The organism is Cytobacillus sp. FSL R5-0377, assembly GCF_038004385.1.
GTDB lineage: Bacteria > Bacillota > Bacilli > Bacillales > Cytobacillaceae > Cytobacillus.
In genome coordinates, this window is the sequence record NZ_JBBORA010000001.1 from 1,402,501 (window position 1) to 1,423,743 (window position 21,243).

Here is a 21,243-nt window from a genome sequence, read left to right on the forward strand (position 1 = left end):
CAGCTCCAGCCTTTTTTCAAGAGGCTCCTGGCTATTTACCAATTCTTCATATAGTTTCATTATTTCAGGTTCAATTTGCTTCACCTGATTCCAGACAGTTACTTCCGGATGGAATCCATTTTCGATAACAGCAAGCCTGGCCAAATGATGAAGGGAATGAACAATATGGTTATAGGCATCGAAATAATGGCGATTTTCAAAGAAGGCTTTTCCATCCATATATCGTCTGATCAGCTTGGCAAACTCAAGCCCCATTTTTAATTTTCGTCCATAGAACGGAAATTCTCTTAATTCCACCTTCAGGTTATGAATATATTCATTTCGATCAAATAAAACTTTTCCATTATAAAGCCAGTCAAAGATCTTTCGGTTCGACCCCAGCAGGATCCATTCGCGGAGCTGCTTATCGGTCACAATATGAAGAGCTGCTTTTTTATCTTTATATGTGTAATGTTTAACAAATACAGGTTCATCGGCTTCCTCAACAAGGATTAGCAGTACAGCATCAAATGTATCAGTAGCAGGAATAGCCTTATGCATTTTTTCGGTCATAATCACGCCTAGAGTGTTTGTCTGGCTTGCCCGTTCCTGGTATATAGGACGGAGAATATCTTCCATCATAATTCCTCCATTTTATTGATAGCGTATATCTTCGACAATTATAAATGAAATCCTTCCTAAAGGTGAGACATTTTTCGACACCATTCTATATTAATATTTATTTCAGCAAAAGGAGTGTGGTATAGTTAGGTTTTAGGAGGGAGCAGTATGGCTAAGTACTCAAATAAAATCAATAAGATTCGAACATTTGCCCTTAGTTTAATTTTTATCGGATTTATCGTTATGTATCTCGGAATATTCTTTAGGAATTCCGCTCTTCTCATGACAATATTTATGCTTCTTGGGATGCTCTGCATTCTCGCGAGCACCGGTGTTTATTTTTGGATCGGCATGCTATCAACAAAAACCGTGCAGGTGGTTTGCCCTAACTGCGGAAAACACACCAAGATGCTCGGCCGCGTTGATATGTGCATGTACTGTAATGAACCTTTGACGCTTGATCCAAATCTCGAGGGCGTTGAATTTGATGAAAAATACAACAAAAAAAATACGAAGCAGAGCTGAATCATCTCTTGCTTCCATATCCATGTACTGAAATGACCGGCTTTCCAATAGCCGGTTTTTTATTTGAATAAAAATAAAAAGCTGACAGCACAGCGCCGGCAGCTTTAAAAATTATTAATGAGCTTCTTTGCTTGCACAATCTGGACATGTTCCGTAAATCTCCATTCTATGATGGCTGATTTTAAAACCTGTTACATGCGAAGCAAGGTGTTCTACTTCATCCAGGCCAGGATAGTGGAAATCTACAATCTTCCCGCAGCTTTCACAAATGACATGATAATGATGAGTGGTTACAAAATCGAAGCGGCTCGATGCATCACCATATGTCAGTTCCTTTACCAGGCCAACCTCACGGAATACTCGTAAATTATTGTAAACTGTGGCCACACTCATATTCGGGAATTTTCCCTCTAATGCTTTGTAAATATCGTCAGCAGTCGGGTGTGACATGGAGTTTATTAAATATTCAAGTATCGCATGACGCTGCGGAGTGATACGTACTCCAGTGTCTTTTAAAGTATCCAGCGCCTCTTTTAATTCCATATGCGCCACCGCCATGCACCTCTTTTCCAACAAATATTATTACTTTATAATCTTTATAAATAGTGTACTAATCTTTTACCACATTTGTCAATATTACAAACACCTCAATAGAGGGAATCAGCTCTTTTCATCGTGCAGTGATTGTTCACCAGTGCCCAAATGGTGATTCACAAATCGCGCAGCAACAAACAGCAGATCAGAAAGCCGGTTCAGATAGACTAAAACGAGCGGATTAATTTCTTCACCGAGTGACACTGCACGTCGTTCCGCTCTTCTGACAACGGTTCGCGCTACATGGAATGCCGCTCCTGAAGGATGACCGCCAGGCAAAATAAAGTTATTAAGTGCTGTAAGATCAGCTTCCCACTCATCAATTTGCTTTTCCATGAAGGTGATATCCTCTTGCTTTATCGTCCATTTGACTTTTTTTCCTGCGGGGGTTGCCAATTCTGCTCCTGCGTGGAACAAGTCTGTCTGCACCTTATGAAATACCTGTTCCGCTTTTTCCTTACCGCTGAAATACTCGCTTCTCAAATGGCTTAATGCCATTCCAATCATGGAATTCGCCTCATCACATGAACCATATGCCTCTACGCGGATGTCATTCTTACTGACCCGCTGTCCATATATTAGTGACGTTGTCCCGTTATCCCCCGTTTTAGTATAGATTCTCATTTCAATACCCTCTTTCAAGATCGACCACATTCATATAATCTTTGTTATTTTTTATATATGTATGAAGGTTATGCTTAAAAATTTCAAAAGATCTCGGTAAATAGTTTTTAGTTCGGCTTGACAGATGTGGTGTGACTGTGACATTCTCCATACTCCAGAAGGGATGCCCCTCAGGCAGAGGCTCATTTTCAAAAACGTCCAGATAGGCATGTGAAAGCTGTTTTTTTTCAAGGGCGGATAGCAGCACTTTCTCCTCAACGAGATCTCCTCTTCCAATATTCATAAACACAGCAGAATCCTTCATAGCAATAAAATGCTCTTCTTTTAACAGATGTTTCGTTTCAGGCGTACTGGGAAGGATTGAAACGATAAAATCAGCTTCAGGAAGGATCTGGGTAAGCCCGCTGACAGGATAAATACCATCCGTCCATGGATTTTCCCGTCCGTTCCTATTCACTCTAGCCACTTTCATACCAAAACATTTTGCGAGTCTTGCTATCTCTCCCCCTATTGCACCTACACCAATGATTAATAATGTTTTCCCATGAAGCTCTTCTATTGGCAGATTACGATTCCAGACTCTCGCCTTTTCGTTTTCCATCAGCAATGCCTTCTGTTTAACATGCCCTAACATAGTGCCAAGCGCAAATTCAGCCATGGGGATTTTATGGATTCCTCTTGCATTTGTAATTAAGATGCCTTTCTCCTTGCAGGATTTCAATGGCATTTCATCCATTCCCGCAGACATCACCATAATCCACTTTAGTTTTGTTGTTTTATTTATATGTTCCTCTGTCAGATCTTCTCCATAAGTAATAAATACTTCAGCACTAAAAAAGGATTCCCCCGCAGCTTCTATTCCGTCAAAAAACAGGAATTCTCCCTCAGGGAAATCCCGAACTACCTCCTGACTCAGCTCTTCGGGAGGCATAATGGAAGACACAATATTCATAAACACCACTCCAGCATTGTTTTGTTCATCATACCACCCATCGATCAAAGGAAAAAATAATAAAAAAAACGAACCTGTTCAGGTCCGTTTCAATAAAGTATCTGAGGAGGTATGCCCTAATACAATGATATGCAAAACTTGTTCTTCGGAATGGACAAAAGCCTTGTTCCGATAAAAAATAGGCAACCTATTTAAGGCTGGGTCAAATTCTCCCTGATATACTCAAGCGCCTCCTCGACATGACCCTTGACCTTTACCTTGCGCCATTCTTTCACGAGCTTGCCTTCCTGGTCAATAATAAAGGTTGAACGCTCAATACCCATATATTCTTTCCCGAAGTTCTTTTTCAATTTCCATACACCGTACGCTTCTGCAGCTTCATGGTCTTCATCTGCAAGGAGCAGGAAAGGCAGACCATGCTTTTCAATAAACTTTTCATGTCTGCTGAGCGGATCAGGGCTTACCCCTAAAACGACTGCATTCACATCTGCAAAATTCTGATGCTGGTCCCTGAAATCACATGCCTGAGTCGTGCAGCCAGGCGTCATGTCTTTCGGGTAAAAATAAAGCACAACATTCTTCCCGCGGTAATCTGATAATTTTACCTTTTCACCATTGCTGGATTCGAGCTCAAAATCTGGAGCCGTTTTACCGATTTCAATTGTCATTTTCATTCCCCCTGTTGAATAGGTTTCTTACTCTAAGCCTATCCAACTTTGCGGCCAAAAACAACTGATATCTATAAAGCACGGTCACCGGCATCAAATACCACTCTGGCTACAAATGCTGCCGGGATCACATAGCCAATTAACGCTTCGAGCACCGCTATAAGCCTGCCTATTCCAACAGGACTGATATCTCCATACCCAACAGAAAAAAGGGTTACCGCACTAAAATAAAAGCCCGACTCCAGTTTCTCGAGGAAACCGGTCTCCATATAGTCGGTGCCGTCCATCAGCACCACCAGCCCATGTAAATCAAGCCAAATATAAATCAGGCCAAACCCAATCAAAATCGTTGCATACAAACTTATGAGATACAGGAAATTCTCCATCGAAACCCATCTACCCTTTATCTTGGCTGATGAAAATAAAGTCTGCAGACTCATGATCATGCACAGCACGATTAAAATCAGCGATAAATAAAATGCCATACTGCACCTCGTTTCGAAATGCTTATCAATTCAATTATACGCATATACCCAGTCCTGTATGACAGCCTGTCTCTATAACCCCTTGCTGGATGGGAAAGGTCCGCCCAATAAAAAAAGCCAGGAATTAACCCGGCTAATTGCCCGCACCTCGATAACGCTTCACGCCTGCATTCCACGTCAGAATCGAAATGCCGAAAAATATGGTTCCGATTACAGGTGTCAAAAAGGAGTACAAAAACCATTCCTCTTTTCCCAAAAAGTATGAAGCTGGATACACGCCAACAAAGGCAAACGGAAGCACCCAGGTTAGGACGAATCGTATGACACTGTTATAAATATCAACCGGATACCTTCCATAATTCCCGATGTTATACATCATCGGCATGATGGATGTTCTTGCATCCGCCCAAAAGCTGATACAGGCAATCATAACAAAGATGCCTCCGTATACAAGCATTCCGCCTAACACAAATAAGAAAAATAAGATTGGGTCTGACCAGGAAATCCCTATGCCAAGTCTGTTTCCTGCATAAATCATAACTGCAATGCCCGTTACTGCACCAAATAAGGACTCAAGTTCCATCCGTTCCAATACGATTTGAAACAAACTATGAATTGGTCTGGTCAGTATCCTGTCGAGTTCCCCTTTTACGATATACCTCTCATTGAAATCCCAAATGTTAAAGAATGAGGAAAACAGTGCATAAGGGACAAGAAAAAATCCGTAAATAAAGATGATTTCATCTCTCGTCCAGCCACCAAGCAGATTTGTATGCCCAAACACGACTAAGATAAAAATTAAGTTGACTGCCTGAAAAAGAAGATCTGAAAAGATTTCAACAAATAAATCTGCACGGTATTGCATTCTTGTTTTCATATATTGGGCGACATATTGAAAGAAAATAACTATATAAAACATGCGTCACCCTCCTTGAATAACGAGCTGTTTTTTAGCAATGATCCACAGAATCTGAATGGGTATGATCAAAATAAGAACCCAGATTCCCTGCATCATAATCGCCTGGATGGCTTCGTTGTCTGAAAAGCTACTTGTAAAAATCATGCTCGGTACATAGCTGATACCCTGGAATGGCAGATATTTTAATACATCCTGTGCCCATAAAGGGAAAAAGCTGATAGGAATCAACAGGCCTGAAAATAGATCAATCACAACTCGTTTGGCCCGGATAAGCCCAGTATTATTATATAAGAAGAAAGTGGTAATACCTGTCAGCAAATTGATTTGCGTATTGATAAAAAAACTTAATATAATCGATATCGCAAAGAAAACCCAGGTCGTCCAATCCGCAGAGAATTGGAGCGGAAAAATGAACGAGACGATAACCATGCCAGGAACTGAGAAAAAGAAGAGACGGAAGATCCCCTCTCCCAGCCCCTGCATGGTTTTCATGCCTAAATAATTATATGGCCGGATCAGTTCCACCGCTACTTTTCCTTCTTTTATCTCTGCAGCCATTTCCCTGTCTATGTTATTAAAGTAAAAAGCCCTTGCCATCCATGCTACAGCCACATACGTCGACATCTGGATTACAGACATTCCCTCAATCGCATCCTTTTCTCCATATATAGCACTCCACAAGAAATAGTAAGCGCCAATATTAATGCTGTATATCAGAATGCCTGTATAGTAATTGGTCCGGTAGGCAAGCATCATCAAAAAGCGGATCCGAATCATTTCTATATATTTATCCACAGGAACACCCCCGGATATAAATAAATCCTTTCATTAAGAGATCCCCCGGTCATATATATTTCTTATGATTTCCTCTGTTGACGTTTCTTTAATATTAATGTCTTTCACCTTCAATTCGGCAACCACTTTGGCAATCAGCAGGGAGATCAATTCATCATTATCCTCTGCAAAGGCTGTAAAGATTGCTTCCTTCTCATCCTTCTCCCATTTCACTTCCGATGTAGCCGTTATTTGGTTTAAGTCGTTCAGGGTCACATCTTCAAGGAATTGGAATTCTATTTCCTTCCCTTCTCCCCATTTTTCCTTCAGGCTTTTCAATGCCCCGTCATAAATGATTTTTCCCTCATCCAGCATAACCACGCGTTCGCACAGCGCCTCAATATCCGATAGGTCATGAGTCGTCAGCAGAATAGTTGTATTGTATTTTTCATTTATTTCTTTTAAAAACTCTCTGATCTTTAATTTAACAAGCACATCAAGCCCAATAGTCGGTTCATCCAGAAACAGCAGCGGCGGATTGTGGATGAGTGCCGCTGCCAGTTCACACCTCATTCGCTGCCCAAGTGACAGCTTACGGACCGGTTTATCAAGCAGAGGTTCAATATCCAATGTCTTGATAACATGTGTCATATGACTGTCGTATTGCTCATCCGAAACTTTGTACACCTTTTTAAGCAGCCTGAAGGATTCCTGAACAGCAATATCCCACCAAAGCTGAGATCTCTGGCCGAAAACAACGCCAATCGTGCTCACGAATGTCTCGCGGTCTTTATGCGGATTCATTCCATTCACGATCACTTCACCGCTCGATGGGGTTAGGATTCCCGTCAGCATTTTAATGGTGGTTGACTTCCCTGCTCCATTTTCACCTATATATCCGACCATCTCGCCTTGCTTTACTTGAAAACTGATATTGTTCACTGCCGGGACAATCTTATAATTCCTTGTCAGCAAGTCGCGGAAGGCACCCTTTAATCCAGAGCGGCTGGAATATGCCTTAAACTCCTTTTTTAAGTTCCGGACTGTTATTGCATCTGTCATCATTATTCCTCCTGCCTCTTAATACCCTAATGAAATAGTTTAGACAAACAGCTCATTCTTCACAACTAGATTGCTTCAATTCTTAACATTAAAATACAGAATACTCCGCCATCCTTCAGATTGGACGAAGTCCCTTCCAAACATGTTAAAATAATGACGGATGAATAAATGGATTTAATCAGGAGGAATAACATGCAATTTACTAATTCTGAACGGCTGCATAAACAAGCTTTAGAACATATTGTCGGAGGAGTTAATAGTCCTTCCCGCTCCTATAAAGCAGTTGGCGGCGGCTCGCCCGTTGCAATGGAACGTGCACAGGGAGCTTATTTTTGGGATGTGGACGGCAATCAATATATTGATTATCTGGCTGCATACGGCCCCATCATTACGGGACATGCCCATCCGCATATTACAGAAGCAATTAAATCAGCTGCTGAGCGCGGCGTATTATATGGAACTCCCACACCACATGAAGTGAAATTCGCCGAAATGCTAAAGGAAGCAATGCCTAATTTGGACAAAGTCCGCTTTGTGAACTCAGGAACTGAAGCTGTTATGACCACGATCCGCGTTGCAAGGGCGTATACGGGCAGGGACAAAATCATTAAGTTTGCCGGCTGCTATCACGGCCATTCCGATCTGGTTCTGGTTGCTGCAGGTTCAGGACCTTCAACACTCGGAACACCTGACTCTGCCGGAGTTCCAAAGAGCATTGCCCAGGAAGTGATCACGGTTCCTTTCAATGAAATCGAACCATATAAAGAAGCGCTGGAAAAATGGGGAGACCAGATTGCCGCTGTATTGGTAGAACCGATTGTCGGCAACTTTGGTATTGTTGAACCAAAACCAGGGTTCCTGGAGCAGGTTAACGAATTAACACATGCAGCTGGTGCACTTGTCATTTATGATGAAGTCATCACAGCTTTCCGTTTTATGTATGGCGGTGCTCAGGACCTGCTTGGAGTAAAACCGGACTTGACAGCCATGGGTAAAATTATTGGAGGCGGCCTTCCAATCGGCGCATATGGCGGAAAGAAAGAAATTATGGAGACAGTTGCTCCTTTAGGTCCAGCTTATCAAGCTGGTACAATGGCTGGAAATCCAGCGTCAATTTTATCTGGAATTGCATGCCTCGAAGTTTTGAAGCAGCCGGGTGTCTATGAATATCTGGACAGACTGGGAGAAATGCTTGAAAAGGGAATTAGTGATGCTGCTGAAGAACAAAATGTCCCAATTACAATTAATCGATTAAAAGGTGCTCTGACAATCTACTTTACGGAAGAAAAAGTAGTGAATTATGAGCAGGCGGAAAATACCGATGGAGAGATGTTTGCAAAATTCTTCAAGCTGATGCTTAATCAGGGAATAAATCTGGCTCCATCAAAATATGAAGCCTGGTTTATCACAATCGCGCATACAGAGGAAGATATTCAGGCCACGCTTCATGCGGTGCAAAACGCATTTCAGCAACTAAATGACAAATAAATATTCACTATTTTATACATTCACGGGAGCAGAAATGCTTCCGTTTTCTTTATTCATAGCAATGAAAACGTTTACAATAATAGGTTTGTTTTATGCAAAATCCAATATTCCACCTAAAACCATATCCAACTTTTTGTATAAATAATTGATTTCTGAAAATTCATATGATATGATGGGAGAAATCTTTTGTGTAAGAGCGGATGACGCTGACATAAAGACCTTTACGTCAGCAGCGTATCCCGAATTATCCAACTATTCTTTTAATAAATGCTCCATGCATTTACCTTTCAAACCAAAAATAACTTTGTACCATCCTCTTTTAAAACCCGTAAACCAAAAAAATCTTATAGATTACTATTTTTCAGGAGGTGAACGGCTTTAAGGCACAGCCTTATTTTCAGCCGAATTTTATGACATTACATCAATGGAGTCCTTCACTTTTTAAAGAGTTTCACCGCCAGGAGCACGATGCGTGCGGCATCGTTTCTGCAATGGAGAAAAAGAAAGTCCCAACCCGCGAAAATATTTTCAGCTGTATCAATGCGCTTGTTACGATGAATCACCGTGCCGGTTTTATTAATGGAGAAGGCGACGGTGTAGGGATCCATATTGATATCCCAAGAGAGCTATGGAAAGAAAAATTAAAGGCAGCAGGAGCTGATTCTAAAGCAGCAGAAAAAGAAGGATTTGTGGTTGGACATGTATTTATGTCCAGAAAGCAGGATACTGAATCACTGAAAGCGATCTTGCTGCAGAAACTTGATGACGCAAATCTAACGGTTATTTATGCATCTGACGAAGTAACCGAATCATCAGCTTTAGGACCGATTGCCATACAGGAAAATCCCGTATTCTGGCAGTTTGCCTGTTTAGCAGATTCGGCTGGGACAGAGCTTTCCAAAAAGCTGTTTGAATTAATCATTGACTTTGAAGAAAACGAACATGTCCATGTCGCTTCCCTTAGCCAGCATCACGCTGTTTACAAAGTAATGGGTGCAGGAGATATTCTTCCGAAATATTATCACGACCTGGCAAGCCCTCTTGTTGCATCAACAATGACGCTTGGCCATAATCGCTATTCAACTAACACATTATCAAGCTTTTTCCGCGTGCAGCCTTTTAGCGTGCTCGGACACAATGGGGAAATCAACACGATTGCCAAGCTTAGAGATGAAGCCAAAATGGTCGGCGTTCCGCTGGTAAAAGACGGCAGTGACTCACAGGATCTGAGCAGAACACTTGAAACGTTAATTTGCCGTGACGGCTATAGTCTCTTTGAAGCAATGGACGTTATGTTCCCTCCTATCGTAAATGAAATCAAGTCATACCCTGATCATCTTCAGGATATGTATGCCTATATCAGGGAAGCATGGGGACATTTTGCCCAGGGACCAGCAGGGATTATTTCGCGATTTGCAGATGAGGCAGTGTTCAGTGTTGATGCATTAGGTCTTCGCCCGCTATGGATGCTTGAAACAGAAAGCTCTTACCTGTTTTCATCAGAGCCAGGAATCATTCCATCCAGCGAATATGTAAATGAACCTAAGCCTCTATCACCAGGTGAAAAGGTTGGTCTGAAATGGGACGGTGATACACTGGCTGTTTACGAGCACAGCCGTTATCAGGCTGAAGTTTTTAACAGATTTTCAAAGAGAGTGAAATCTGATAACTTCAGGATTCGCCTGCAGTCTCCAAAATTGGAAAAAACCATTTCTGTAAATTACCCGGATAAGATTCATAACGGGCAGTATAAAGCGTTCGGCTGGGAGAGAGATCATGTCCAGCTTGTCGAGCAAATGGCAGAAAAAGGCGCGGAGCCAATTCGTTCTCTTGGACACGATTCTCCTTTAGCAGCACTAAATCCTCAGCGGAAAAATATTGCTGATTTTATCAAGGAAAGTGTTGCTGTTGTTACTAACCCTGCGATTGACCGTGACCGGGAAACGGAGCATTTCTCAACCCGCACAATTATAGGAAAGCGCCCTTCTCTATTTGAAAAGCAGGAGCCAGCGGCCGTAATTGAATTGCAGACTCCTATTTTAATAGAAGGAAAAGCAGGCTACGAATGTTCCGATGAACTAAATCAGCCGAGCTACGACCAGGTAACAGGCTTCTATCACGAACAAAAGCTGATATCTTATTTATCTTCCACATTTACGAAAGATGAAACGGTAAAAGAAGCTTTAGACCGTTTAGCATCAGAAGCAGTAGATGCTGTTAAGAATGGCAAAACTCTGCTTGTACTGGATGATGCTAATGCTCATCAGGATGACTCTTACTGGATTGATCCGCACCTGGCAGTTTCTGCAATCGATCAGGCTCTTGTTAAAGAAGCAATGCGCCGTGAATGTTCCCTATTGCTGCGTTCAGCTTCAATCAGATCGCTTCATGATATTATTACTGCATTCGGTTTAGGTGCCGATATTATCAGTCCTTATTATATGTTTATGACCGTTCTGGGCGAATCTGAAACACCGCTGAAGAATCTATACTCAGCACTGACAAAAGGCCTTGAAAAAGTCATTTCAACAATCGGGATTCATGAGTTAAGAGGCTATGGACGTTTATTCTCTGCCATAGGTCTTCACGAAGAATTAGCTGAATACCTGAATATCGTCAATTTCTTCGGATCTAAAGAGCTATCGTTTAGCTTTAACACTTTAAAGGAAGATGCATTTGCAAGAGCTGAAGATTACCAGAATGAAAAAGAACGAATCGGTAAAACGTTCAGCCTTTTCCCGCGTATCTGGAAAGCAATTGGCGAAGTGGCATCGACTGGTGACTACAGTGCTTACAAGGAGAAAATCACTGAACAGGAAGACCAGAACCCGACAACAATCCGCCATTTAACCGGATTTAAGGAAACGGCTTCTCAGCTAAAAGCAGAAGATATCAGCCTGCATGTGGGCGAGCATGATTTGCCATTTGTCATCTCCTCCATGTCCTTTGGTTCTCAGAATGAAACGGCCTTTAGAGCCTATGCAGAAGGCGCTGACAGGCTGAACATGGTCAGCCTGAATGGAGAAGGCGGAGAAATCAAGGATATGCTTGGAAAGTATCCGAGAACCCGCGGACAGCAGGTGGCATCCGGACGCTTCGGTGTGAATGCCGAGCTCCTAAATTCATCCAACCTGCTGGAAATCAAAATTGGGCAGGGTGCTAAGCCTGGTGAAGGCGGGCATCTTCCTGGATCCAAGGTTACGGCCAAAATTGCCGAGGCACGTAATGCGACAATCGGATCGGATTTGATCTCACCTTCCAACAACCATGATATTTACTCGATTGAAGATTTGGCACAGATGATTCACGAGCTTAAGACTGCCAATGACAAAGCTAAGGTTGCTGTAAAAGTGCCGGTTGTACCGAATATCGGAACAATTGCAGTCGGGATTGCAAAAGCTGGTGCGGATATTATCACACTGAGCGGCTTTGACGGAGGTACAGGGGCAGCGAGAATTCATGCCCTGCAGCACGTAGGCCTTCCAGTGGAGATTGGTGTTAAGGCAGCTCACAACGCACTGCTAGAAGCTGGCATCCGCCATAATGTAGAGCTTTGGGCTGATGGCGGAATCAAGAGTGCCGCAGACGTATTAAAGGTTATGCTGCTAGGTGCTAACCGTGTAGGATTTGGCACACTTTCCATGCTCGCCATCGGGTGTACGACATGCCGCGGCTGCCACCTTGATACTTGCCATGTTGGGATTGCAACTCAAATTGATTCAGAGGCACAGGCGAAAGAACATGGCTTAAGACGATTTGTTCCACGCCAATTTGATCTTGCTGTCAAAGGCATTATGAACCTGTTTACAGCTTTTGGAGAAGAACTGAAAGCATTGTCTGCTGCTATCGGCATTAAAAATCTGCAGGATGCAGTAGGCCGTTCTGATCTGCTTGTACAGATTAAGGGACAGGATCAGCTTGATTTGACTCACCTGCTGAAAACACTTGAAATCGGCCAATTCTCTGCCCAGGAAGCACCTGAAGCCCTGCAGGAAGCACAGCTGCAGGTAGCTGTTGGAGCGGAGTACCTTGATGCAAGTGTAGAAGAACTTGATCAGTCACGTGAATTCCATAGCATCACGTCCGAGCAGCGGGTATTGGGAAGCCGGGTTTCCTGCCACCGTGTAAGAGACAGACTGGACGGTTCATATAAAACTCTTCCGCAAGTTAATCTGAAATACAAAGGCGGTTCCATCCCGGGCAATGGCCTTGGAGCTTACAATAGCTTTGGCATTAACATCGAAGTTGCCGGAGGCGCTCAGGATGGCATCGGAAAAACTTCGTTCGGGGGACAAATTAAAATCTTTAAAGCCAAAGGCAAAAATGGCAAGTTTTACAATGGCTCAGTCGGTAAAGGCTTTGGGTATGGAGCTCAGCAAGGCTTGCTTGTAGCTCAAGGAAATGCTGATGCCCGTGCCGGAATCAGATTATCCGGAGCCGATATGATTATCGGCGGCCAGCTGCAAAAGCCGCTGCCTGAAAAAGAATACGGCAATATCGGTTCAAATGCCAATATCAAAGGATTTGCCTTTGAGTATATGACAAATGGCCGAGGATTAGTTCTTGGCGATGCCGGTCCATGGATCTGCGCAGGAATGACAGGCGGTGTTGTTTACTTAAGACACCAGCCGGAAATGGGCTTAACAAAAGAAGCCATCCAGCGCAGAATTGCCAAAGGAGCTAAAGTCTCCGTTACAACACTTTCCGACAAAGGAAAGGAAGATGTAAAAGAAATGCTTGGCCAATACATCGCCATGCTTAATGATCAAGGACAGACAGAAGAAGCTTCACAGCTTGCTTCCCTTCTTGATTATCCGGAAGACCACTTTGTTCAAGTCATCCCGGTCAAAGAACAAGCAGATCCATCTGTATCCACAGAGTGATTATCTGCACCAATCGATCCCCATCCGTTTATCTGGATGGGGGTTTTTCTTCTTTATTTGGCACACCGTGTTTGTTTCTTTTACTTCGCCTGCGCTTCACTAAGCGGCACTATTCCGCTGCTTGAGGTCCTCTCTCTACTCCTCCGCTTCGCTAAGCAGCACTATTCCTTTGTTTTAGTTCCTCTCATTCCTCCTCAGCCTCCCCCATTCTCATTAAGCAATTCCTATAATTCCTTCTGCAGCCTGTCTTCTTTATTAGCAATCTCTTGAACTTTCCACATCATTCAGGCAACCTAAATTTTTTTACTAACATTTAATACAAATTTCATAAAAATGCCCCTTGAACTTCTTTCCATATCCCTGTATAGTACAATATTGTTTAACAATGAACAAAATCGTTTAAAGTATGAATAAATACGGCTTTTACGGTTTCATTCACCCTGTTTTATAATGAATCAAACTTTAATGAAAGAAAGGACATACATTGTATGAAACTTGGCGCCCGCATTCTTAAGACGGGAATCGCAATCATTCTGGCACTGTTATTATCAGAACTCTTCAATTTGCCTGCTCCTATCTTTGCAGGAATTGCCGCTATTTTTGCCGTTCAGCCGACCATTTACCGATCTTATTTATCTATTGTTGAACAGATTCAGGGGAACGCAATAGGCGCATTAATTGCTGTGATTTTTGTGCTTTTATTCGGCAACCATGTCTTCATCATAGGGCTGGCAGCTATTATTGTAATCACGATTAATCTTAAGCTTAAAATTGAAAACACCATTGGCCTGTCACTTGTAACCCTGATTGTCATTATGGAGACACCGGGCGATACCTTTCTGCAATTCGCTCTTATTCGCTTCTCAACTATTATGCTCGGGGTATTGTCAGCTTTTATTGTTAACCTTGTATTTCTGCCTCCTAAATACGAAAATAAGCTTTACTTTAAAATATCCAATAGCACAGAGGAAATTACCAAATGGATCAGGCTTACCATACGCCATGCATCTGAACACAGGTTGTTAAAAAACGATATTGATAAAATGAAAGATAGCAATATTAAGCTTGAACAGCTGTACTATATGTATAAAGAGGAAAGAAATTATTTTAAGCGAAATGACCTGGTTAAATCCAGGAAACTCGTTATTTACAGGCAAATGATTTCCACAGTTAAACGCTCACTGGAGACATTAAAGAAGCTGCATCGCTTTGAAAATGATCTGCAGCAAATGCCTGAAGAATTCCAGCATGCCGTGCAGCAGCAGCTTGATATTCTCATCCATTATCATGAACATATCATGCTTAAATTTATTGGGAAAGTTCGTCCGAATGTAGTGTTTGAGGAAGGCGACTTCAGCATGAGCAGAAAGGAACTGGTGAACCTTTTCCTGGCTCAGCAAAAAGAACATGAACAAGATGAAGAATCTATTCTCCCGCATATCATGCAGGTTGTATCAGCAATTGTTGATTACGATGAACATGTGGAGCACTTGGATAAACTTATTTCCAGTTTTCAGGCATATCATAAAGAGGAAAATGAGGTTTCGATACCGGATGTTGCTGAGTAAGCTTGTTAGGTGCAGCATCTATTCATAGGAAAAAGCAGCTGATGTCAGCTGCTTTTTTTGTTAATTCTTCATACGCGGATCAAGTGCGTCCCTTAATCCATCACCCATTAAATTAAATCCCAAAACTGTTAGCATGATCGCAAGTCCAGGGAAGATCATCGTCCATGGAGCCTGGATCAAATATGCCTTCGCATCAGAAAGCATCTTTCCCCATTCAGGATTTGGCGCCTCTGCACCGAGGCCAAGGAATCCAAGGGCAGCACATTCAATAATGGCTGTTGCAATCGCAAGTGTTCCCTGCACAATGATAGGTGCCATGCTATTTGGCAGCACATGTCTGAAAAGGATCCGGCTGTTGCTCATTCCGATCGCTTTTGCAGCCATAATATATTCCTCCTGTTTGACACTCAGCACCCGTGAACGGATCAGTCTGCCGAAATTGGGAATATTAATAACCGCAATGGCAATAAGGGCATTTCTCAATGATGGTCCAAGCACGGCCACGATTGCAATGGCTAGCAATATGCTTGGGAAAGCAAGCATGATATCAAAAACACGGGAAATAATGGTATCAACCCATTTGCCATAATATCCTGCTACTACACCTAAAAGGCATCCAACTACAATAGATCCGATTACGGCAAGAAAGCCTACCCATAATGAGATCCTTGCCCCATATACAACTCTTGAGAAGATATCCCGGCCGAAGTCATCTGTTCCAAACCAGTGCTGGCTAGATGGAGCCTGAAGCCTTTTTGACAGCAATTGTTCATTAATCCCCTGCGGCGCAATAAGAGGTGCAAATACTGCCAGAATGATGAAAAATACGACAATAATGGTGCCGATTAAAGCCAGTTTATTTTTTCTAAAGCTCCTCCATGCTTCCACCCAGGGGGAAACTGCTTTTTCTTCAGCTGGCATAATAGGCGGCTGAAGGTCTTTTTGTGTTGAAAGTTCCAAGTACGTTCCCCCTCCTTAATTATATTTAATGCGCGGATCAATTGCTGCATACAGCAAGTCTACAACCAGATTGATCATGACAAAAATAAACGCAATGATAAGTATGCCTGACTGGATAACAGGATAGTCCCGATAATTAATAGCTTCATAAATATATCGTCCGATTCCCGGCCAGCTGAAAATCGTTTCAGTTAAAATGGCTCCTCCAAGCAATAATCCCATTTGAAGACCAATAATTGTAAGAACTGGAATGATGGCATTCTTTAATGAGTGCTTATAAACAACCCAAAACATTCTCAAGCCTTTGGCCCTTGCTGTTCTGACAAAATCGGATCTCATGACTTCAAGCATCGTAGAACGGGTAATCCTTGCGATGATTGCCATTGGGATGGTTGCAAGGGCAAATGCCGGCAGAATCAGGTGTCTGATGACATCCCAGAACTGATCGATTCTTCCCTGCAGGAGGGTATCAATCATATATATGTTCGTGATCGCCTCTATCGGATTTCTCACTTCTTCCCTTCCCGATGTAGGAAGCCAGTCCAGCTTAATGGCGAATGCCCACTGTTCCATTAAGCCGAGCCAAAAGATCGGCATGGAAACGCCAATAAGCGCAAGCACCATTGCCACATAATCAAACCATGAGTTCTGATACCAAGCACTGATGATACCGGCATTCACACCGATAAAAACAGCAATTAACATGGCAACTAATGTAAGTTCAATTGTTGCAGCCAAATACGGCCAGATTTCCTGGCTGATTTCTGTTTTTGTACGGAGTGACTCTCCCAGATCTCCGGTAAGAAGATCTCCCAGATATGTAAAATATTGAAGGTACCAAGGCTGGTCAAGCCCCAGCTGCTTCGTTAATTCCTCCACTGCTTCTTTTGTTGCCAATTGTCCCAATATAATCTGTGCAGGATTACCGGGGATTGCCCGGATCATAAAAAAGACGATTAGGGAAAGACCAAGAAGAACAGGAATTAGAGAAAACAGTCTTTTTAGTGTGTAGGACAGCATTGCCATCTCACCTCTCTTGAAGGTTAATAAGAAAAGCGCAAGCGCCTCGTTCGCCCCCGACAAGCACAAGACGAGCCTCTCAGAAAGGCGTTCTTTGCCTTTTAGGGAGGTTTGCCCGAAAAGTTGAGGCGACTGCTTAGGGACGACAGGCATAAGACGGTTTCTGTAAGAAGGTTTTTTCCCTCTGGAAGGAAACGGCTTATGATCCCGAGTCCCTAGGAGCCTCAACTAGACAAGCTTGTGGCCTCGAGGGGGCAGGCGCTGGAGCTAGACAGTAATCGAATTCAAAGTTTCTCAATTTATAATATTTTTATATAGAAAAGGGAGCTACAGAACTGTACTCCCTTTTCCTTGAATATAAGAAGTATACTTATCTCACTTGTAAAGCACCTTATTTAAATTCTACAGTTGAAAGTAAGTCAGAACCTGTTGGATGCGGCTTGAAGCCTGTGATATCAGCTTTACCCGCTAGGATTGGTCTTGAGTGAACAAGCGGAATCCATGGAGCATCTTCTTTAATCAGAAGCTGAGCCTCTTTGTAAAGTTTGTCACGCTCTTCCTGATCTGGACTAGCCTGAGCTTTTACAAGCAGTTCATGCACTTCAGGGTTCTGGTAGTATGAGTAGTTGTTAGATCCGATGCTGTCCTGGTCAAGAAGTACATATAGGAAGTTATCAGCATCTCCGTTGTCGCCAGTCCAACCTAATAGGAATGTATCAGCTTCACCATTTTTGGCTTTATCCAGATAAGTACCCCACTCATAAGTAACGATTTTTGCTTTTACGCCGATTGCATCAAAGTTGGCTTGCAGTGCTTCAGCCACTTTTTGTCCATCCGGCATATAAGGTCTAGGAACAGGCATTGCCCATAGCTCCATTTCAAAGCCATCTTCATATCCTGCTTCTTTTAAAAGTTCCTTTGCCTTTTCAGGATCATACTCATAATCCTTAACGTCATCATTGTAGCCCGCTACAACTGAAGGCATTGGGTTTTTCGCCGGCTCAGCTGCACCGGCGTAGAATGCATCGATAAGAGCTTGCTTATCAACTGCATAGTTCAATGCCTGGCGGACTTTTTTGTCCTTTAATGGTCCGCGTGTGCTTGTTAATCCAAGATAAGCTACGTTTAATGACGGACGTTCAAAAGTTTGCAGATCAGGATTTCCTTCGATTTGGCCAACATCACTGAAGTTAACACCATCGATTAAGTCGACTTCGCCTGTAGCCAATGCGTTCAGACGAGCAGAGTTTTCGGGGATGACACGGAAGATAACCTGGTCAAGCTTCGGAAGGCCTTCGTCCCAGTAGTCTTCATTTTTAACAAGTGTGATGCGGTCGTTGGCTTTGTATTCTTTAAATACAAATGGACCTGTACCCACCGGGTTATGAATGAATTTATCACCATGCTTTTCAATTGCTGCCGGGCTTGCAATTCCAAATGGAGACATTGCAAGGTTCTTAAAGAATGGTGCAATTGGTTTGTTTAAAGTAAACTCAACTGTGTAATCATCTACTGCTTTTACTTCAGAGATTTTATCTCCAAATTGAGAGTTATAGTAATAGAACTGCTCAGCGCTTCCAGCTTTCCATCTTTCAAAGTTGAAGACAACCGCTTCAGCATTGAAATCAGTTCCATCGTGGAACTTAACGCCTTCACGAAGCTTTAAAGTATGCTTTAATCCATCTTCGCTTGATTCCCATTCAGTAGCAAGTCCAGGCTGAATTTCTGTATCCTGCTCACCAAATTCAATCAAAGTTTCATAGATATTTTTTGTAACTTTAAAGGATTCACCTTCTGTTGTAATAGCCGGATCAAGTGAAGTAGAGTCACCGCCGCGGCCAAATACAAGTGTGCCGCCTGAAGACGTTTCCTCTGTATCTGTACCTTTCTCTTTATCCTTTTCGTCTTTCGTTCCGCTGCTTGAGTTGCTGCTGCAGCCGGCAAGAGCCAGTGACAGTAACAAAGCTGCAACCAAGAACCAAATGCCTTTGCGCTTCTTCATTGTTTTCCCCCTCTTTTTCTTTTGCCGGTATCGGCTATTTCCTTTTTATTTATCATCCATGCAGTACTGCCCTTACTTATAGCTCAGCTATAAAGATGGCAGGCTGCAAAGTGACCAGGTTCAATTTCCTTCAGCTGTGGCCTATCTGTTTTGCAGATTGCCATGCAATCTTTACATCTCGTATGGAAAGCACATCCAGCTGGCGGATTTTGCGGGCTTGGGATGTCCCCAGTCAACAGCTCCCTGTCTTTCTTTAAAGCCGGGTCAGGGATGGGAACGGCTCCAAGCAATGCCTTTGTGTAAGGATGCAGCGGCTTATCGTAGAGCTGGTCAGATGTTGTGATCTCTACTAATCTTCCAAGATACATAACACCAACTCTATCACTGATATGTTTAACTACCCCGAGATCATGGGCAATGAATATATACGTCAGCTGAAATTCTTTTTGCAGATCTTCCAGCAGGTTGAGCACCTGTGATTGAATGGATACATCCAGTGCAGAAACAGGCTCATCTGCAATGATCAGCTTAGGCTTGGTCATCAATGCCCTTGCTATTCCAATCCGCTGCCTTTGGCCTCCGCTGAATTGATGCGGATATCGTTTGGCATGGTAGCTGCTGAGGCCGACAACTTCAAGCATCTCTTTTACCCGCTGTTTACGCTCTTCTTTGTTCCCAATGCCGTGGACAATGAGAGGCTCTTCTAAAATCTGCTCAACAGTATGGCGGGGATTTAACGATGCAAACGGATCCTGGAATACCATTTGCATTTCCTTTCTCATCTTGCGCATTTCCGCTGAATTTAGGGATGTCAGTTCCTTTCCATCAAAAACTACTTTCCCCTCTGTTGGTTCAATCAGGCGCATCAGCATTCTTCCAGTGGTTGATTTTCCGCAGCCTGACTCACCTACAAGGCCAAGCGTTTCCCCTTTGTTAACGAAGAAGCTGATATCATCAACCGCTTTCACATCACCCTGTTTTCTTCCAAACAGCCCCCCTGTTACGGGAAAATATTTCTTTAACTGATTAACTTCCAACAGCACTTCGGTCATTAATGACACCTCCAGACTCATGCAGGAAACAGCGCACTGTATGCGGTTCCTCATTATTGGCATTATAAAGTGGAGGACTTTCCGTCAGGCAGCGGTCATGGACAAACTCACATCGCGCTGCAAAACGGCATCCAGTCTTGATGGAGCCCGGTTTAGGAACATTTCCAGGAATCGAATATAATCGCTCTTTTTTTTCTCTTACATCAGGCACTGATTGAAGAAGTCCCTGAGTGTAAGGATGCTTTGGATTTTTGAATATCTCTTTTACAGGAGCTTCCTCCACTATTTTCCCGGCATACATGACAATTACCCTTTCACACACTTCTGCTACTACCCCGAGATCATGCGTAATCATAACTATGGCTGTGTCCAGCTTTTGATTAAGATCCTTCATAAGGGATAATATTTGTGCCTGAATTGTCACATCCAAAGCGGTGGTCGGCTCATCTGCTATCAGAAGACGAGGATGGCAGGACAATGCCATAGCAATCATTACCCTCTGCCTCATTCCCCCGGAAAGCTGGTGGGGATATTCCTTGATAATCTGTTCTGCCCTCGGCAGACCGACAAGTTTAAGCATTTCAACAGCCTGCTGGATAGCAGCCTTCTTATTTAACTTTTTATGTAATTTAATTCCTTCTGTCAGCTGATCTCCAATTGTAAATAACGGATTCAATGAAGTCATTGGCTCCTGAAAAATCATAGCCACTTCATTTCCCCTTATTTCACGCATTCTTTTTTCTGATGCTTTAACGAGATCTTCTCCATCCAGAAGAATTTCCCCGCCAACAATTTTTCCCGGGGGCTGTGGAATCAGCTTCATGATGGATAGAGATGTAACACTCTTTCCGCAGCCTGATTCACCTACTATCCCCAAAATTTCACCCTTGTTGACAGAGAAGCTGATATCATCCACAGCCGGAACTTCTCCATCTGAAGAGAAAAAGGAAGTCCTTAGCTGTTTTACATCTAATACTGGAGCTTGAGTCACACGGATACTCCTTTCCTGATCGTCCGTTTCTATGAAATAGGACATTTTTAACAAGTTTGGACCTTATGTCACTATC

Annotated in this window: 18 protein-coding genes (1 of these 18 only partly in view); 4 read left to right on the forward strand and 14 right to left on the reverse strand. The window is 42.9% G+C overall.

The annotated features are described in order from the left end of the window. Positions 1-618: the 5' portion of a nucleotidyltransferase-like protein gene (locus tag NSQ49_RS07065; protein ID WP_159862422.1), read on the reverse strand. 258 nt of this gene lie to the left of the window's left edge; the window shows 618 of its 876 coding nt (coding positions 1-618); it begins with the start codon at positions 616-618; its stop codon lies beyond the left edge, outside the window. 150 nt (positions 619-768) lie between these two features. Here NSQ49_RS07065 and NSQ49_RS07070 point away from each other — a divergent pair, with 150 nt between their 5' ends. Further along, on the forward strand, positions 769-1,125 hold the full coding sequence (locus tag NSQ49_RS07070; RefSeq protein WP_159861887.1) for a YgzB family protein: 357 nt from the start codon (positions 769-771) through the stop codon (positions 1,123-1,125). Between the two features lie 114 nt (positions 1,126-1,239). Here the strand turns inward: NSQ49_RS07070 and perR are convergent, their stop codons facing one another. The 8 genes from perR to NSQ49_RS07110 all read right to left on the reverse strand — a co-directional run bounded on the left by perR (position 1,240) and on the right by NSQ49_RS07110 (position 7,203). Next, the gene (gene perR, locus NSQ49_RS07075) at positions 1,240-1,677 is read right to left on the reverse strand and encodes a peroxide-responsive transcriptional repressor PerR (protein ID WP_162272000.1); all 438 of its coding nucleotides are present in this window, start codon (positions 1,675-1,677) and stop codon (positions 1,240-1,242) included. 108 nt (positions 1,678-1,785) lie between these two features. Next, positions 1,786-2,343: a cob(I)yrinic acid a,c-diamide adenosyltransferase gene (locus NSQ49_RS07080; protein WP_251283177.1), complete on the reverse strand. Its 558-nt coding sequence runs from the start codon at positions 2,341-2,343 to the stop codon at positions 1,786-1,788. A 1-nt stretch (position 2,344) separates the two neighbouring features. After that, complete coding sequence (locus NSQ49_RS07085) at positions 2,345-3,295, reverse strand: D-2-hydroxyacid dehydrogenase (RefSeq protein ID WP_251283300.1); 951 nt, start codon at positions 3,293-3,295, stop codon at positions 2,345-2,347. A 191-nt stretch (positions 3,296-3,486) separates the two neighbouring features. Beyond that, the gene (bcp, locus tag NSQ49_RS07090) at positions 3,487-3,963 is read right to left on the reverse strand and encodes a thioredoxin-dependent thiol peroxidase (RefSeq protein ID WP_159861890.1); all 477 of its coding nucleotides are present in this window, start codon (positions 3,961-3,963) and stop codon (positions 3,487-3,489) included. Between the two features lie 71 nt (positions 3,964-4,034). Next, a complete protein-coding gene (locus NSQ49_RS07095; protein WP_159861891.1) occupies positions 4,035-4,448 on the reverse strand; it encodes a potassium channel family protein in 414 nt (137 codons plus the stop codon). 133 nt (positions 4,449-4,581) lie between these two features. Continuing rightward, positions 4,582-5,367 (reverse strand): ABC transporter permease, encoded by a 786-nt coding sequence (locus NSQ49_RS07100; protein WP_159861892.1) that lies wholly within the window; start codon positions 5,365-5,367, stop codon positions 4,582-4,584. 3 nt (positions 5,368-5,370) lie between these two features. Continuing rightward, complete coding sequence (locus NSQ49_RS07105; protein WP_159861893.1) at positions 5,371-6,162, reverse strand: ABC transporter permease; 792 nt, start codon at positions 6,160-6,162, stop codon at positions 5,371-5,373. A gap of 33 nt (positions 6,163-6,195) precedes the next feature. Next, positions 6,196-7,203: an ABC transporter ATP-binding protein gene (locus NSQ49_RS07110; RefSeq protein ID WP_159862423.1), complete on the reverse strand. Its 1,008-nt coding sequence runs from the start codon at positions 7,201-7,203 to the stop codon at positions 6,196-6,198. A gap of 192 nt (positions 7,204-7,395) precedes the next feature. Between NSQ49_RS07110 and NSQ49_RS07115 the strand changes: the two genes are divergently transcribed. The 3 genes from NSQ49_RS07115 (at position 7,396) to NSQ49_RS07125 (ending at position 15,142) form a co-directional block, all read left to right on the forward strand. Then, positions 7,396-8,691: a glutamate-1-semialdehyde 2,1-aminomutase gene (locus NSQ49_RS07115; RefSeq protein ID WP_159861894.1), complete on the forward strand. Its 1,296-nt coding sequence runs from the start codon at positions 7,396-7,398 to the stop codon at positions 8,689-8,691. 410 nt (positions 8,692-9,101) lie between these two features. Continuing rightward, a complete protein-coding gene (locus NSQ49_RS07120; protein ID WP_159861895.1) occupies positions 9,102-13,574 on the forward strand; it encodes a glutamate synthase-related protein in 4,473 nt (1,490 codons plus the stop codon). A 488-nt stretch (positions 13,575-14,062) separates the two neighbouring features. Then, complete coding sequence (locus tag NSQ49_RS07125; RefSeq protein ID WP_159861896.1) at positions 14,063-15,142, forward strand: FUSC family protein; 1,080 nt, start codon at positions 14,063-14,065, stop codon at positions 15,140-15,142. 60 nt (positions 15,143-15,202) lie between these two features. Here NSQ49_RS07125 and nikC read toward each other — a convergent pair whose 3' ends face one another. The 5 genes from nikC to NSQ49_RS07150 form a co-directional block, all read right to left on the reverse strand. Beyond that, entirely contained in the window at positions 15,203-16,063 is an 861-nt protein-coding gene (gene nikC / locus NSQ49_RS07130; protein ID WP_251283301.1) for a nickel transporter permease, read from the reverse strand. Between the two features lie 54 nt (positions 16,064-16,117). Then, a complete protein-coding gene (locus NSQ49_RS07135; RefSeq protein WP_159861898.1) occupies positions 16,118-17,122 on the reverse strand; it encodes an ABC transporter permease in 1,005 nt (334 codons plus the stop codon). Positions 17,123-17,513: 391 nt separating this feature from the next. After that, positions 17,514-19,124, reverse strand: coding sequence for an ABC transporter substrate-binding protein (locus NSQ49_RS07140; RefSeq protein ID WP_159861899.1), 1,611 nt, complete (start codon positions 19,122-19,124; stop codon positions 17,514-17,516). Between the two features lie 83 nt (positions 19,125-19,207). Then, positions 19,208-20,176, reverse strand: a complete 969-nt coding sequence (locus NSQ49_RS07145) for an ABC transporter ATP-binding protein (protein ID WP_159861900.1) — start codon at positions 20,174-20,176, stop codon at positions 19,208-19,210. Beyond that, entirely contained in the window at positions 20,151-21,167 is a 1,017-nt protein-coding gene (locus NSQ49_RS07150; RefSeq protein ID WP_159861901.1) for an ABC transporter ATP-binding protein, read from the reverse strand. The genes NSQ49_RS07145 and NSQ49_RS07150 overlap by 26 nt, the downstream gene beginning before the upstream one ends. Between the last annotated feature and the right edge of the window lie 76 nt (positions 21,168-21,243).